At 70.2% G+C, this 13,999-nt stretch carries 10 protein-coding genes; 4 read left to right on the top strand and 6 right to left on the bottom strand.

The window, feature by feature from the left end; genetic code table 11:
* The first annotated feature begins 22 nt into the window (after window positions 1-22).
* The 4 genes from ACFYR3_RS21935 to ACFYR3_RS21920 all read left to right on the top strand — a co-directional run bounded on the left by ACFYR3_RS21935 (window position 23) and on the right by ACFYR3_RS21920 (window position 6,562).
* Window positions 23-2,404, top strand: a complete 2,382-nt coding sequence (locus ACFYR3_RS21935) for a ribonucleoside-diphosphate reductase subunit alpha (RefSeq protein ID WP_355844663.1) — start codon at window positions 23-25, stop codon at window positions 2,402-2,404.
* Window positions 2,404-3,438, top strand: coding sequence for a ribonucleotide-diphosphate reductase subunit beta (locus tag ACFYR3_RS21930; RefSeq protein ID WP_355844666.1), 1,035 nt, complete (start codon window positions 2,404-2,406; stop codon window positions 3,436-3,438). Before ACFYR3_RS21935 ends, ACFYR3_RS21930 begins: the two co-directional genes overlap by 1 nt.
* 421 nt (window positions 3,439-3,859) lie before the next feature.
* The gene (locus ACFYR3_RS21925; RefSeq protein ID WP_355844669.1) at window positions 3,860-5,950 is read left to right on the top strand and encodes a putative Ig domain-containing protein; all 2,091 of its coding nucleotides are present in this window, start codon (window positions 3,860-3,862) and stop codon (window positions 5,948-5,950) included.
* A gap of 153 nt (window positions 5,951-6,103) precedes the next feature.
* Window positions 6,104-6,562: a hypothetical protein gene (locus ACFYR3_RS21920; protein WP_355844672.1), complete on the top strand. Its 459-nt coding sequence runs from the start codon at window positions 6,104-6,106 to the stop codon at window positions 6,560-6,562.
* 109 nt (window positions 6,563-6,671) lie between these two features.
* Here the strand turns inward: ACFYR3_RS21920 and ACFYR3_RS21915 are convergent, their stop codons facing one another.
* The 6 genes from ACFYR3_RS21915 to ACFYR3_RS21890 all read right to left on the bottom strand — a co-directional run bounded on the left by ACFYR3_RS21915 (window position 6,672) and on the right by ACFYR3_RS21890 (window position 13,960).
* Complete coding sequence (locus tag ACFYR3_RS21915; RefSeq protein WP_389284418.1) at window positions 6,672-8,042, bottom strand: cytochrome P450; 1,371 nt, start codon at window positions 8,040-8,042, stop codon at window positions 6,672-6,674.
* Complete coding sequence (cyc1, locus tag ACFYR3_RS21910) at window positions 8,039-9,121, bottom strand: epi-isozizaene synthase (RefSeq protein ID WP_355844678.1); 1,083 nt, start codon at window positions 9,119-9,121, stop codon at window positions 8,039-8,041. The genes ACFYR3_RS21915 and cyc1 overlap by 4 nt, the downstream gene beginning before the upstream one ends.
* Window positions 9,122-9,462: 341 nt before the next feature.
* Entirely contained in the window at window positions 9,463-10,113 is a 651-nt protein-coding gene (gene def, locus ACFYR3_RS21905) for a peptide deformylase (protein WP_356785813.1), read from the bottom strand.
* Between the two features lie 59 nt (window positions 10,114-10,172).
* The gene (locus tag ACFYR3_RS21900) at window positions 10,173-11,153 is read right to left on the bottom strand and encodes a hypothetical protein (RefSeq protein WP_355844684.1); all 981 of its coding nucleotides are present in this window, start codon (window positions 11,151-11,153) and stop codon (window positions 10,173-10,175) included.
* A 153-nt stretch (window positions 11,154-11,306) separates the two neighbouring features.
* The gene (locus tag ACFYR3_RS21895; protein WP_355844745.1) at window positions 11,307-12,518 is read right to left on the bottom strand and encodes an HD domain-containing protein; all 1,212 of its coding nucleotides are present in this window, start codon (window positions 12,516-12,518) and stop codon (window positions 11,307-11,309) included.
* A gap of 83 nt (window positions 12,519-12,601) precedes the next feature.
* On the bottom strand, window positions 12,602-13,960 hold the full coding sequence (locus ACFYR3_RS21890; protein ID WP_355844687.1) for an HD-GYP domain-containing protein: 1,359 nt from the start codon (window positions 13,958-13,960) through the stop codon (window positions 12,602-12,604).
* Window positions 13,961-13,999 lie beyond the last annotated feature (39 nt).

Raw genomic sequence — 13,999 nt, 5'->3', positions numbered from 1 at the left:
GCCGAGCGAGGGAGATCCCCACGTGACCATCGCGCCAGCCGATCCGGCTTCAGTGACCGCGCCGCAGGCCCGGGTGGAGACCGACGGTCCCGGAACCGCGCTGCTGCGGACCCTGACCGATCTCACCGCCGACCTCACCGACGCCGACCCCGGCCGGGTCGCCGCCGCGGCGCTGCGCGGCCGGTCCGCCCTCGCCGACGAGGCCGAGCTGCGCGAACTGGCCACGGAGGCGGCCGCGGGGCTCATCTCCGAGGACCCCGTCTACTCCCGGCTGGCCGCCCGCCTGCTGGCGATCACCATCACCGCGGAGGCCGCCTCGCAGGGCGTCACGACCTTCTCCGAGTCGGTCGCCGTCGGCCACCGCGAGGGGCTGATCGCCGACCGCACGGCCGCGTTCGTCCGGCTGCACACGGCCCGCCTCGACGCGCTCATCGACACCGAAGGCGACGACCGCTTCGGCTACTTCGGGCTGCGCACGCTGCACAGCCGCTATCTGCTCCGGCACCCGATCACCCGCCAGGTCGTCGAGACGCCCCAGCACTTCATGCTCCGGGTGGCCTCCGGTCTCGCCGAGGACGACACGGCCCGCTCCGTGGACGAAGTCGCCGCGCTCTACCGGCTCATGAGCCGCCTCGACTACCTCCCGTCCTCCCCCACGCTCTTCAACTCCGGTACGCGGCACCCCCAGATGTCGTCCTGCTACCTCCTCGACTCCCCGCTGGACGAGCTGGACTCCATCTACGACCGCTACCACCAGGTGGCACGCCTGTCGAAGCACGCGGGCGGCATCGGACTGTCCTACTCCCGCATCCGGTCGCGCGGTTCGCTGATCCGCGGCACCAACGGGCACTCCAACGGCATCGTCCCGTTCCTCAAGACGCTCGACGCCTCGGTCGCCGCGGTGAACCAGGGCGGCCGGCGCAAGGGCGCGGCAGCGGTCTACCTGGAGACCTGGCACTCCGACATCGAGGAATTCCTGGAGCTGCGCGACAACACCGGTGAGGACGCCCGGCGTACGCACAACCTGAACCTCGCGCACTGGATCCCGGACGAGTTCATGCGCCGGGTGAACGAGGACGGCGTCTGGTCGCTGTTCTCCCCCTCCGACGTGCCGGAGCTGGTCGACCTGTGGGGCGATGCGTTCGACGCCGCGTACCGCAAGGCCGAGGAGTCGGGTCTCGCCAAGAAGACCATCCCGGCCCGCGACCTGTACGGCCGCATGATGCGTACCCTCGCGCAGACCGGCAACGGCTGGATGACCTTCAAGGACGCCGCCAACCGCACCGCCAACCAGACGGCGGAGCCCGGCCACACCGTCCACTCCTCGAACCTGTGCACCGAGATCCTGGAGGTCACGGACGACGGGGAGACGGCGGTCTGCAACCTGGGCTCGGTCAACCTGGGCGCGTTCGTCGTCGGCGACGACATCGACTGGGAGCGCCTCGACGAGACCGTGCGCACCGCGGTCACCTTCCTCGACCGTGTCGTGGACATCAACTTCTACCCGACCGAGCAGGCGGGCCGCTCCAACGCCAAGTGGCGTCCGGTCGGCCTCGGCGCGATGGGCCTCCAGGACGTCTTCTTCAAGCTGCGGCTGCCCTTCGACTCGCCCGAGGCCCGCGCCCTGTCCACCCGGATCGCCGAGCGCATCATGCTCGCCTCCTACGAGGCCTCCGCGGACCTCGCCGAGCGCAACGGCCCCCTCCCTGCCTGGGAGAAGACCCGTACGGCCCGCGGAGTACTGCACCCGGACCACTTCGACGTCGAGCTGAACTGGCCGGAGCGCTGGGCGGCGCTGCGGCAGCGGATCGCGGCGGTCGGCATGCGCAACTCGCTGCTCCTCGCCATCGCGCCGACCGCCACCATCGCGTCCATCGCGGGCGTGTACGAGTGCATCGAGCCGCAGGTGTCGAACCTGTTCAAGCGCGAGACGCTCTCCGGCGAGTTCCTCCAGGTCAACTCCTACCTGGTGGCCGAGCTGAAGAAGCTCGGCGTGTGGGACGCGCAGACCCGTGAGGCGCTGCGCGAGTCCAGCGGCTCGGTGCAGGGCTTCACCTGGGTCCCGCAGGACGTCCGCGACCTGTACCGCACGGCGTGGGAGATCCCGCAGCGCGGCCTGATCGACATGGCCGCCGCCCGGACCCCGTTCCTGGACCAGGCCCAGTCGCTGAACCTGTTCCTGGAGACGCCGACCATCGGCAAGCTCTCCTCGATGTACTCGTACGCCTGGAAGTCGGGCCTGAAGACGACGTACTACCTGCGTTCCCGCCCGGCGACGCGCATCGCCCGCGCGGCCCAGGCCCAGGCGCAGCCCGAGAAGACCATCCCCGTGCAGCAGGTGGCCGACCCCGACGCCGTCGCCTGCTCCCTTGAGAACCCCGAGTCCTGCGAGGCCTGCCAGTAATGAGCGACACGAACACCGAGAAGGCCGCGTCCGACAAGAACCTTCTCGACCCGGGCTTCGAACTCACCCTGCGTCCCATGCGCTACCCGGACTTCTACGAGCGCTACCGGGACGCCATCAAGAACACCTGGACCGTCGAGGAGGTCGACCTCCACTCGGACGTCGCCGACCTCGCGAAGCTGACGCCGGGTGAGCAGCACATGATCGGCCGGCTGGTCGCGTTCTTCGCGACGGGCGACTCGATCGTGGCGAACAACCTGGTGCTGACGCTGTACAAGCACATCAACTCCCCCGAGGCACGGCTCTACTTGAGCCGTCAGCTCTTCGAGGAGGCCGTGCACGTCCAGTTCTATCTGACGCTGCTCGACACCTATCTGCCCAACCCGGACGACCGCACGGCGGCCTTCGCGGCCGTCGAGAGCATCCCCTCCATCCGCGAGAAGGCGCAGTTCTGCTTCAAGTGGATGGACTCGGTGGAGAAGCTGGACCGGCTGGAGACCCAGGCCGACCGCCGCCGCTTCCTGCTGAACCTCATCTGCTTCGCGGCATGCATCGAGGGGCTCTTCTTCTACGGCGCCTTCGCGTACGTCTACTGGTTCCGCAGCCGGGGCCTGCTGCACGGCCTGGCGACGGGCACCAACTGGGTTTTCCGGGACGAGACGATGCACATGAGCTTCGCCTTCGAGGTCGTCGACACCGTCCGCAAGGAGGAGCCGGAACTCTTCGACGACCGGCTCCAGGAGCAGGTGACCGACATGCTGCGCGAGGCCGTCGAGGCCGAGCTGCAGTTCGGGCGCGACCTGTGCGGCGAGGGTCTGCCGGGCATGAACACCGACTCGATGCGGCAGTACCTGGAGTGCGTCGCCGACCAGCGCCTGGTGCGCCTCGGACTGGCGCCGGTCTACGGCTCGGAGAACCCGTTCTCCTTCATGGAGCTCCAGGGTGTCCAGGAGCTGACCAACTTCTTCGAGCGCCGGCCGTCGGCGTACCAAGTGGCGGTGGAGGGCACGGTCGACTTCGACGAGGACTTCTGACCGGTCCGAGTGTTCTGACCGGTTCGAGTGTTCTGATGTTCTGAGTTCTGATGTTCTGAATGTTCGTCAGCGATGAGAGCCGGGCCGCCCTGTGCGGCCCGGCTTTCGTCACGTACTGCCCCCGTGCCTCCAATCGCCGAGCCAATCCCCGTCCATGGAGCGGCAAAGTTCTTCCGGCACGGCTGTTCGAGTGTCGTTCACCCCGGCTAGGTTCTGGCCGTCCCGTCATGCCGCGCACCACGGCACGCCAGGACGACTGAATTGGCATGCCCATGACGCGCCTTCCCATGATTCACGCTACGCGCGTCACGGGCCCGTCCCTTCAGAGCGCCGAGAACCCCCACTTCCGGCTATGGCGTCGCACACGGCCCTACCCCGGCCCGAGCGGCACCGGCCTCGAACCGATGGAGGCGACACCCCCATGCGTTCCCAGCGCCCGATACCCTCCGGCAGACCCGCCCGGAGCCTGCGAAGACTCCTCACCGCCGCCCTCCCCGCCCTGGCCCTCGGCCTCGCCGGGTTCGCCGCGGCCCCTCCCGCGGACGCCCAGCCCGCGCCGACCCCCCACGTCTCCCGGGCCACCCAGAACGCCGGGGCCCTCACCGATCCCGCACGCCAGGCGGTCCACTCGACCGGCAAGGCCGGCCAGAAGGTCGCGACCAAGCACCTGTGCGCCGAGGCGACGAAGCCCGGTCGGATGTCGTGCTTCGCGCAGCGCCGCACCGACATCGCGCAGAAGCTCGCGGCCAAGGTCTCCCCCGATGCCGCCGCCGCGGTGTCCGGCCTCAGCCCGGCCAACCTGCACAGCGCCTACAACCTGCCCTCGACGGGCGGCTCCGGTCTGACGGTCGCCGTGGTCGACGCCTACAACGACCCCAACGCCGCCTCCGACCTGGCCACCTACCGCTCGCAGTTCGGCCTGTCCGCCTGCACCGTGGCCAGCGGCTGCTTCAAGCAGGTCAGCCAGACCGGTTCGACCACCTCACTGCCGACGAACGACACCGGCTGGGCGGGTGAGGAGGCGCTCGACATCGACATGGTCAGCGCCGTCTGCCCCAACTGCAACATCATCCTCGTCGAGGCGAGCTCCGCGAACGACTCCGACCTCGGCATCGCGGAGAACGAAGCGGTCACGCTGGGCGCGAAGTTCGTCTCCAACAGCTGGGGCGGCTCCGAGTCCTCCTCGCAGACCAGCGAGGACACCTCGTACTTCAAGCACCCGGGTGTCGCCATCACCGTCTCCTCCGGTGACTCCGCCTACGGCGCCGAGTACCCGGCGACCTCCCAGTACGTGACCGCCGTCGGCGGCACCGCGCTGAGCACCTCCTCCAGCACCCGCGGCTGGACCGAGTCGGTCTGGAAGACCAGCAGCACCGAGGGCACCGGCTCCGGCTGCTCCGCCTACGACGCCAAGCCCACCTGGCAGACCGACACCGGCTGCACCAAGCGCATGGAGGCCGACGTCTCCGCGGTCGCCGACCCCGCCACCGGCGTGGCCGTCTACGACACCTACGGCGGCTCCGGCTGGGCGGTCTACGGCGGCACCAGCGCCTCGTCGCCCATCATCGCGGGCGTGTACGCGCTGGCCGGCACCCCGGGTTCGGCCGACTACCCGGCGAAGTACCCCTACTCCCACACCTCGAACCTGTACGACGTGACGAGCGGCAACAACGGCTCCTGCTCAACGTCGTACTTCTGCACGGCGGCCACCGGCTACGACGGCCCGACCGGCTGGGGCACCCCCAACGGCACGGCCGCCTTCACCTCGGGCACCAGCACGGGCAACACCGTGACCGTCACCAACCCGGGCAGCCAGTCCACGGCCACCGGCGGCTCGGCGAGCCTGCAGATCTCGGCGAGCGACAGCGCGGGCGCGACCCTCACGTACAGCGCGACCGGGCTGCCGACCGGGCTGTCGATCAGCAGCTCGACCGGGCTGATCTCCGGCACCGCGAGCACCGCCGGCACCTACGCGGTCACCGTCACGGCGAAGGACAGCACGGGCGCCTCCGGTTCGGCCTCGTTCACCTGGACCGTCAGCACCTCGGGCGGCGGCACCTGCACCTCGGCGCAGCTCCTCGGCAACCAGGGCTTCGAGTCGGGCGCGACCGTGTGGAGCGAGACGAGCGGTGTCATCACCAATGACACCGGCGAGGCCACGCACGGCGGCTCGTACGACGCCTGGCTCGACGGCTACGGCTCGACGCACACCGACACGCTGTCCCAGTCGGTGACCATCCCGTCCGGCTGCAAGGCCTCGCTCACCTTCTACCTCCACATCGACACGGCCGAGACCACCACCACCTCGGCCTACGACAAACTCACCGTCACCGCGGGCTCCACGACGCTGGCGACCTACTCCAACCTCAACAAGGCCACCGGGTACGCCCAGAAGACCTTCGACCTGTCCTCCTTCGCCGGTTCGACCGTCACGCTGAAGTTCAGCGGCGTCGAGGACTCCTCGCTCCAGACCAGCTTCGTCGTGGACGACACCGCCCTGACGACCAGCTGATCCGCGTCTGGGTCCCCGGCCGCCGCGGCGGCCCGACCCCGGGCAGGGCCCCGGTCGCTTCGGCGGCCGGGGCCCTGTCGCGCGCGGCCTGGAATTCGCTGGGATGGATCCTGATCCACCGGTGGCACGTCCAACCCGCAAGGAGGCCACCCCATGCGCCGAACGACCCACACCCGGACCATCGCCCTCGCCGCTCTGACCCTGCTCCTCGCGGGCTGCGGTACGCAGAGCGGAGGCGACGCGGGCGGCAGCGGCACCGTGTCGCCGTCCCCCACCCCGTCCCACCCGAGCTGCGCCACGGCGAAGGGGGAGCTGGGCGCCGCCGACACCGGCCATACATACTGTCTGGCGCCGGGCGAGACGATCCGTGTCTCCCTGGACGGCACGACCCGCCGGCCGTGGGCGCCCGTGAAGACCGCCGGAACCGGGCTGGAGGCCACCAACAGCGGGATCGTCCTCCAGCCGGGCGACGCGTCCGCCGCCTACCGGGCGGTCTCGGCTGGAACGGTCCGGCTGACATCGTCCCGGCCGCTGTGTCCGAGCGATCCGGCCCGGGTCTCCTGCGACGGCCTTCAGGAGTGGACGGTCACCGTGGTCGTGCCGAAGGCGTGAGACCGCGGCGCACGTTCAGGGGCCCGAGGGCGGCCTGAACGTGCGCCTGTGGACGTGCGGGCCGGACACCGGCCGGGCGGATGCGCGGACGCCCGGCCGTCCGAGCGCCTTACCGCGGACGGGCCTTCAGCCGCAGCTCGTGGGGCCGCAGGGTGATGCCGACGCGGGTCGCGTCGTTGGACCCGGACACCTGGTCGAAGCGCCAGCGGGACGCCACGGTCGCGGTGATCAGGGAGAGCAGCGCCATCGAGAAGTGGTCACTCGGGCACTTGCGGTTGCCGACACTGAAGGGGCGCATCGCGTACTTCGGGATGTCCTTGGAGCGTTCCGGAAGCCAGCGGTCGGGATCGAAATCCAGGTGCTCCTGGTACGACCGGGGGTCGCGCTGGATCGCGTACGGGCTGTAGACGATGTCGGCTCCGGCCGGAATGCGATAGCCGCCCAGCTCGGTCTCGGCCACCACGCGGCGCGTCAATATCCATACGGCGGGGCGTAAACGCATCGCCTCGACGACGACATTGTTCGTGTGCGACAGCTTCCGGACGTCGTCGAATCCGACGGGTCGGTCTCCTGCGACGGATCGGACCTCTGCGGCCACTTTGTCCGCCTGTTCCGGATGTTCCGTCAGCACTTGGAGCAACCACATGATCGTGGATGCGATGGTTTCGCTGCCGGGGGTGAGTATCGCGACGACTTGGTCGTGGATCTCCTGTTCGTCTATGGGGCCGCCGTCGTCGTTCTTCGCTTCCAGCAATGCCGTCAGCAAATCGTCCGGCTTTTGACCAGATGCCCGTCGCTCGTCGATGATCTCGTCGACCAGCGCATGCAAATCGGCCAATGCGCGGTCGAATGCGCGTATCGAGGGAAGCGGGAGCCTATAGAGGGGCCCCGCGGGGATGACCATGCGCCGGTACATGCCGCGGAACACGGTGGCGAGAGCGAGGCTCAGCCGCTCGGCGCGCTCGTCCATGAACCGGCCGCGCAGCAGACAGCGGGCGGCGACACGGACGGCGACACGGAACGACTCGGAGGTGCAGTCGACGACCGCGCCGCGCTCCCAGCGCGCCGTGAACGCCCGCGACTCCTCCTCCATGATCGGGCCGTACTCGGGGATGATGTCGGCCCGGAACGCGGGCTGGATGGTCCGCCGCTGGCGCCGGTGCTGCGGACCGTTGGCGGTGGCGACACCCTGCTTGCCGAGCAGCCCTTCGAGCGACTCCCACAGGGGGCCGCCGATCTCGTAGTCGGGGCTGAGCGCCAGCGCCCCGGTGAGCGCGGGGGTGGTGACGGCGTACACCGTCTTGGGGCCCATCCTGAGCCGGACGACGTCACCGTGGTCGCGCAGCCCGGCGAGGAAGCCCAGCGGGTCGCGGACCAGTTTCCAGCCGTGCCCGAGAACGGGCACCCCGCCTCCGGCGAGGGGCGGGACGGACAGCTCCCGCGCCTCGGACACCTCGGGTCGTACGGACTCGACGGTCATTTCTCACCTGCCGCTTCATTGTTGACGTACGGGGGTGTGGAGCGGTCGTCCCAGCTGTCGACCATGTACCGGCCCGACTCGTGGTGGAACCAGTACACGGAGCTGAACCAGTTCCGCATGTTGCCGAGGCACGCCCTCACGGCGGCGCTCGTCTCTTTTCCCCGGACAGTGCCGCCGTCGGCGAGTAATTCGGCGAGCCGCAATACGTCCTTCTCGGCGACGAGGAATTGCTCGATGCATTCCTCGACTCGCCGCCTCACTTCGATGACGGCTTCTTCGAGTGTCAGCCCCTCATGATGAATGAGACTGATTCCGAGATTGTGGACCTCGTCGCCCGCTATTTCCTTGGGCAGCGAACAGAGGTCGTTGTACCAGGCGGCGAATTCCTGACTCAGCAGTGCCGCCCGGTGAAATGCGGGATGCAGTCGCACTTTGGCGGGCAGTTCACGGCCCGCACTCGGTTCCAGAAGGTCGGTCCAGATCCAGTGAGCGAAAGTGAGCCGGCGGAGTTCGAGATATTCCGCGACCGTGGGGACGGTGCCGGAGGTGCGGTTCCTGAACTCCCGGTCGTACGCCTCGATCACCGCGTGGAAGTGGAGTGCGAACCGTTTGTTCCAGTTCTCGCCGAGGAACGAGTACAGCCGCACCATGCTGTCCGCGAACCCCGCGACCAGGGGATCCTGGTGGTGCAGATGGTCCCTGGGGGCGTCGAGGGCCGCATGCAGCCGGAACCTGAGCCTCCGCCAGGCGTCCGCCCGGCCGTGGATGACATCGCGGTCGTGACGGTCGTCCCAGACGAAGAACCACGCGCTGTAGTCCGCTATCGCCTGCATGACCTCGTCCGGGGCACCTATGTAGTAGCCCGCCATGAGGTCCGTGTAGCACAGGCCGTCGGCATATTCCTCGACCTTGTCCGCGGGCATCAGCCGTTTTTCGAGGAGCCAGGTCCTGGTGTTCTCCTGGAGCTTGGGCCAATACGGGTGCAGTTGACGGGGAAAATCGGATTCGATCACCGGGAGAGAGAGCGCCGGTGGTACCGCGAGCACTGTCGATGAAGAGCCGTATGAGAAAGCATGCACGAACAAACCCCTCTCAGCCGCCTGTTGACGTCACACCCCTCCACCTGTGACGGGCGCGCGCCGTTGCGTATCCCCGCACTTCCCATTCAGCACCACAACTGACCGTTCTGGGAACGGATTTGGCCCACTCACTACCCGACCATGCCGAGAATATCCCCTTGTGTGACTGAATCTGGATCACCGAAGGAGTACAAGGGATCGAACATACGACGTACATGCGAACGGTGCCTGGTCAGGAGGATCACCTGCCCAAGCACCGTTCGAGTGGACCCACGAGGGGCCGCGCGTCACGCCGGTCAATTTATGTCACAGGCGTGCGGGGCGCCCGGCAGAGCGGTGCCTCAGTCGTTCGCCACGATCGCGTAGCGGGGCTCGCTCTCGGCCATCTGCCGCAGCGCGTCCTTGCGGTCGCGCTTGGAGAGCCGGTCGATGTACAGGTAGCCGTACAGATGGTCCGTCTCGTGCTGGAGGCAGCGGGCGAAGTAGCCCGTACCGCGCACCCTGACCGGGTTGCCCTTCTCGTCCTGCCCGGTGACCTCGGCATAGTCGGGGCGGGCGAGCGGCGCGTAGGCGGTCGGGACGGAGAGGCAGCCCTCGTTGCTCTCGTCCAGCTGGCGCCGGTCCGCGGGCAGGTCGACCAGCTTCGGGTTGCAGACCACACCGACGTGCCGGTCGCCCTGGTCGTCCTGGCAGTCGTAGACGAAGACCTTCAGATCGACGCCGATCTGGTTGGCCGCCAGGCCCACGCCCTCGGCGGTACGCTGGCTCGCGAACATGTCGGCGACCAGCTGGTCCAGCTCGTCCCCGAAGTCGGTGACGTCCTTGCACTCCTTGTGCAGCACCGGGTTCCCGACCACCGTGATCGGCCGCGAGGCGCCGCGCTCGCGGTAGGCCGCCTCGCGCTCCTCGGTGTCCTCGGTGTCGATGACGAACCCGTCGTCGTCCACGGGGAGCACGCCCACGTGCTGCTGATCGGTGTCCTGCTGCGCCATGACGACGTACGCCTTCCTCAGACCTTGGAAATTTCTGCGACTACAGCCTAAAGGCGCGCTCAGCAGACCTCTTCCAGATCCCGCCAGTCACGGGAGTCCGGACTGTCCGCGACCCAGCCGTCGAGCAGGCCGCGCACCAGCGAGGCGGGCGCCGCGAGACCGCACTCCCGCTCGGGGACCCAGAGCTGCCCGTCGGTGCGATGGCCGAGCGGACCCGGGTGCCCCGGTTCGCTGTGGTCGTGCGGGTCGAGGTGTTCCTCGTCGCCCTCGTCGGACGGCATCCGGGACTCGGAGCACATCCGGCACAGCAGGCGGACGGACGACGACCAGTCCTCCGCGGCGAAGCCGGCGTCGGCGGCGAGCTGCTCCAGTGCGTTCCGGTCGTCCTCGGTGGCCGCTTCCAGGAGGACGACCCAGGTGGGCACCGGCGAGGGGGCCCACAGTTCGATCTCGTCGAAGACCGGGTAGGCGTGCCCGGCGGCGGTGGTCCGCTCACCGTGCGGAACACCGTCGTGCAGGACGACCTCGCCCCAGCGGCGTCCGGAGGAGGGCAGCGGGATCGACAGCACCTCGACGCGGGCGGGGTCCAGCCTGCGCCCCCACACCACCTCGGCCTCGCCCTCCGGCGACAGCCGGACGGCCGCGCTGCCGAGGTCCATGCCCACCGGCTCGCCGGAGACGGCGGCGCCGCCGGGCACCCGCAGCCCGTACGCCTGCCAGGAACGGCGGGCCAGCGGCCAGTCCTGCAGGGCGGTGGCGGCGATCCCCACGTTCCACCAGTCGGGTGCGCCGGTCTCCCGGTCGAGCAGGGCGACGGCCCGCAGACCCGCGGCCCGCGCCTGCTCCCAGTCGTGCCGGAACTTGTGCAGCAGGGCCAGGTTGAACCAGGACTCGGACAGCCAGGGCTCCAGGTCCGCGGCGCGTGTCAGCAGCGCTCCCGCGTCCTCGTACCGGCCGTCGCCGATCAGCGTGAACGCACGGTCGGTGGCCTGCCGCCATGAGGCGGAGGGCCGGTGTCGTCCCTTGCCGAAGATCCTCACGATTCCCGCCTGCCAGTTCCTTGCGTTTCCCGCCTGCCGGTCCTTTGAAGAGTCCCTTGAAGGCAGTGCGGCCGCGGGCCGGCCCGTGCCCCCTGACACCCTCTTCCTCGCATCCAACCACGTACCTTCGGACGGCCGCTCATTACCCATGGGTTACCCAGCCCAGGGCAAGGTCAGACCGGGTCGGGACAGGACCCGGGCCAGTGACTCCACGACCTCCGGCTGATAGTCGCGAGCGGTGGCCAGCCGCAGCTTCTCCAGGGCGGTCAGCGGCCCTGTGGGCCCTGCTTCCCTGGCCATCTCGTCGTATGCGTTCACGGTCCGGACGATGCGCGCGGTCACCGGCTGGTCCCGGTAGGGGTCCGCCTGCCGCTCCACCACCACGGCGACCTCGGCGTCCACCCCGGTCTGCCGGACGACGGCGCCGCCCAGCAGCGCGATCCGCCGCTGCTCGTCCGCCGGGAGCGCGGCGGTGGCGCCGGCCGGTACGGGGTCGACCAGGCTGAGCTGTCCGATGTCGTGCATCAGCGCCGCGTACTCCAGGACGGTGAGGTCGGGCTCGGAGAGGCCGAGCTCGCGGCCGACGGCCCGGCTGAGGGCGGCCACCCGCCGGGCGTGGCCGGTTGGTGTGTACCCGGCGATCTCGGTCGCTCGCGCGAGTGAGGCGATCGTCTGCCGGTAGGTGACCCGCACGGCCGCGTACCGCCCGAAGGACAGCTGGGTGAGCAGCAGCGGCAGCGAGAAGACGGGCAGCGCCCACAGTCCGACCACCGCGACCGCGAGCGACATGACGGCCCCGGTCGCGCACACGGCCGAACCGATCCCGAGGGTGGCCCGCAGTTCGTCGCGCAGCAGCGGCCCGAACGGCCAGCGGGTCCGCGCGTGGGCCGTCGCCGCCGCGAGCACGGCGTCGCACAGGGTGGTGAGGACCAGCAGCGCGACGAGCAGCAGGGCCTGGGCTGGGCCGCCCCACTTGAGCAACCTGCCCTGGTTGTACAGGGGTTGGAAGCACACGGCGGCGAAGGCGACGGTGAGGACGCGGCGGTCGAGGTGGTCGAGCGTCGGCCCGTGTCCCTGTGCCACGTGCGGAACGCAGCCGATCAGCGCCGCCGCCACGACGACGGCGACGACCTGGAGGACGCCGTGGTCGGTGCGGTGCCCGGCGTTCTCGCCGAGCAGCGCGTACGCGAGGGCTCCGGCGGCCCCGAGGGGAGCGGACTCCCGCTCCTCTGCCCCGCTCCACCGGGCGAGCTCGCCGACGGCGATGAGAACGCCGAAGGCCAGCGCGGTGCCGCGTTCGTCGATTCCGTTCCAGAGGGTGGCTCCGAGGGCGAGGACCGCGAGGAGGAGGGCGAGCGCGCGCACTGCGGTGAGCGCGGCGGGCGTCCCTCCGGCCGACGGGAGACGGGCGGCGTGGGTGGGGAGTCGGTGCCGCGGGGCGGCTGTGCTCACGGCGCGCTCCGTCCGACGGTGTCGGACGGGTGCGCGGGCGGCCTGCCGGGTGCGGCGGCCGGGCCGATGTCCGCGGTCACCGCGGGACGCCAGCCGTGCCGGTTCAACGCGCGCCTCAGCGCCCCCACCATCCGGGGGTCGAACTGCGAGCCCGCGCATCGCGCCAGCTCCTCCAGTGCCGCCGGCACCGGGCGGGCCCTGCGGTAGGACCGGGTCGACGTCATCGCGTCGAACGCGTCGGCGACGGCCACCACCCGGGCGAACTCCGGGATCTGCGCCCCGCTCAGCCCGTACGGGTATCCGCTCCCGTCCAGCCGCTCGTGGTGGTGCAGGATCGCCGAGCGGGCCTCGCCGAGGAAGCCGATTCCGCGGACCATCTCGTGCCCGTACTCGGGATGCAGTTCGATGATCCGCCGCTCCTCGGGGGTCAGCGGTCCGTCCTTGCGCAGCAGGCGCGTGGGGACGCCGAGTTTGCCGACGTCGTGCAGGATTCCGGCGAACCGGAGCACCTCGACGCGTTCGTCGTGCATGCCGAGCTCACGGGCGATCATCACGGACGCCTGGCCGACCCGCTCGCTGTGCCCGCGGGTGTAGCCGTCCTTGATGTCGACGGCCTGGACGAGGGCGCGGATGGTGGCCTGGTGGGCGGCCCGTTCGCGGTGGTACTGGGCGAAGACCCAGCAGGACACGTACATCGGCAGCAGGACGAGCAGCGCGGCGACGGGCCCGTACGGACTGCGCCACAGCACCGCCATCATCAGCCCGGCGAGGCCGTGCACGGCGACGGGTGCCAGCGAGCGCGCGAAGAGGCCGCGCCAGGCACCGCGCACCGGCGCGCGCTCGGCCAGCACCAGGATCCCGCCGTCGAGGACGGTGAGCACGGCGCAGAAGGTGAGCACCGCGGCCCCGGCGGGCACCAGCGCGTAGGGAAAGTCGGGCGTGACCAGCGCGTCCCGGCCGCCGAGCGCTCCGTACACCCGGGAGGCGGCCCAGACGGCGACGGCGAGCTGGGCCGCGCGCCAGACCCGGCGTGGGCCGCGCGGGCGCTGTTCGACCCGGGCGAGCAGCGCCCCGGGCAGCGCGACGAGGGCGGCGGCGGGCGGCGGCAGCAGAAAGGCCCCGGCCAGCAGGACGGGGAGGAAGGTGCCCATCCCCTGGGTGGTCCCGCCGCCGGGCGCACCCGCGCCGCGCGGCCGGGCCGGCAGCGTGACGCGCTCGCAGCCCGCGTACAGCACGGCGAGCAGCGCGACGATTCCCCAGGGAACGCGGAGGTGCGGCAGGGGTGCGAGGCAGGCGACAGCCAGGAGAACGACACAGGCCACGTACGCACGGGCCCACGCCGGAACCGAACCCATCCTGGTACCTCCCCCGTACCTCCCCTGATCTCAGGATCG

Origin of the sequence: Streptomyces sp. NPDC005784, assembly GCF_042871525.1 — a bacterium.
Taxonomy (GTDB): domain Bacteria; phylum Actinomycetota; class Actinomycetes; order Streptomycetales; family Streptomycetaceae; genus Streptomyces.
Note: the sequence above shows the minus strand (reverse complement) of the source record. Positions and strands in the feature narration are given on the sequence as shown.

Coding starts and splice junctions, on each gene's coding strand:
- ACFYR3_RS21890 (WP_355844687.1), bottom strand. CDS start 13,960: ATGGGTTCGGTTCCGGCGTGGGCCCGTGCGTACGTGGCCTGTGTCGTT.
- ACFYR3_RS21930 (WP_355844666.1), top strand. CDS start 2,404: ATGAGCGACACGAACACCGAGAAGGCCGCGTCCGACAAGAACCTTCTC.
- ACFYR3_RS21920 (WP_355844672.1), top strand. CDS start 6,104: ATGCGCCGAACGACCCACACCCGGACCATCGCCCTCGCCGCTCTGACC.
- ACFYR3_RS21915 (WP_389284418.1), bottom strand. CDS start 8,042: ATGACCGTCGAGTCCGTACGACCCGAGGTGTCCGAGGCGCGGGAGCTG.
- ACFYR3_RS21925 (WP_355844669.1), top strand. CDS start 3,860: ATGCGTTCCCAGCGCCCGATACCCTCCGGCAGACCCGCCCGGAGCCTG.
- def (WP_356785813.1), bottom strand. CDS start 10,113: ATGGCGCAGCAGGACACCGATCAGCAGCACGTGGGCGTGCTCCCCGTG.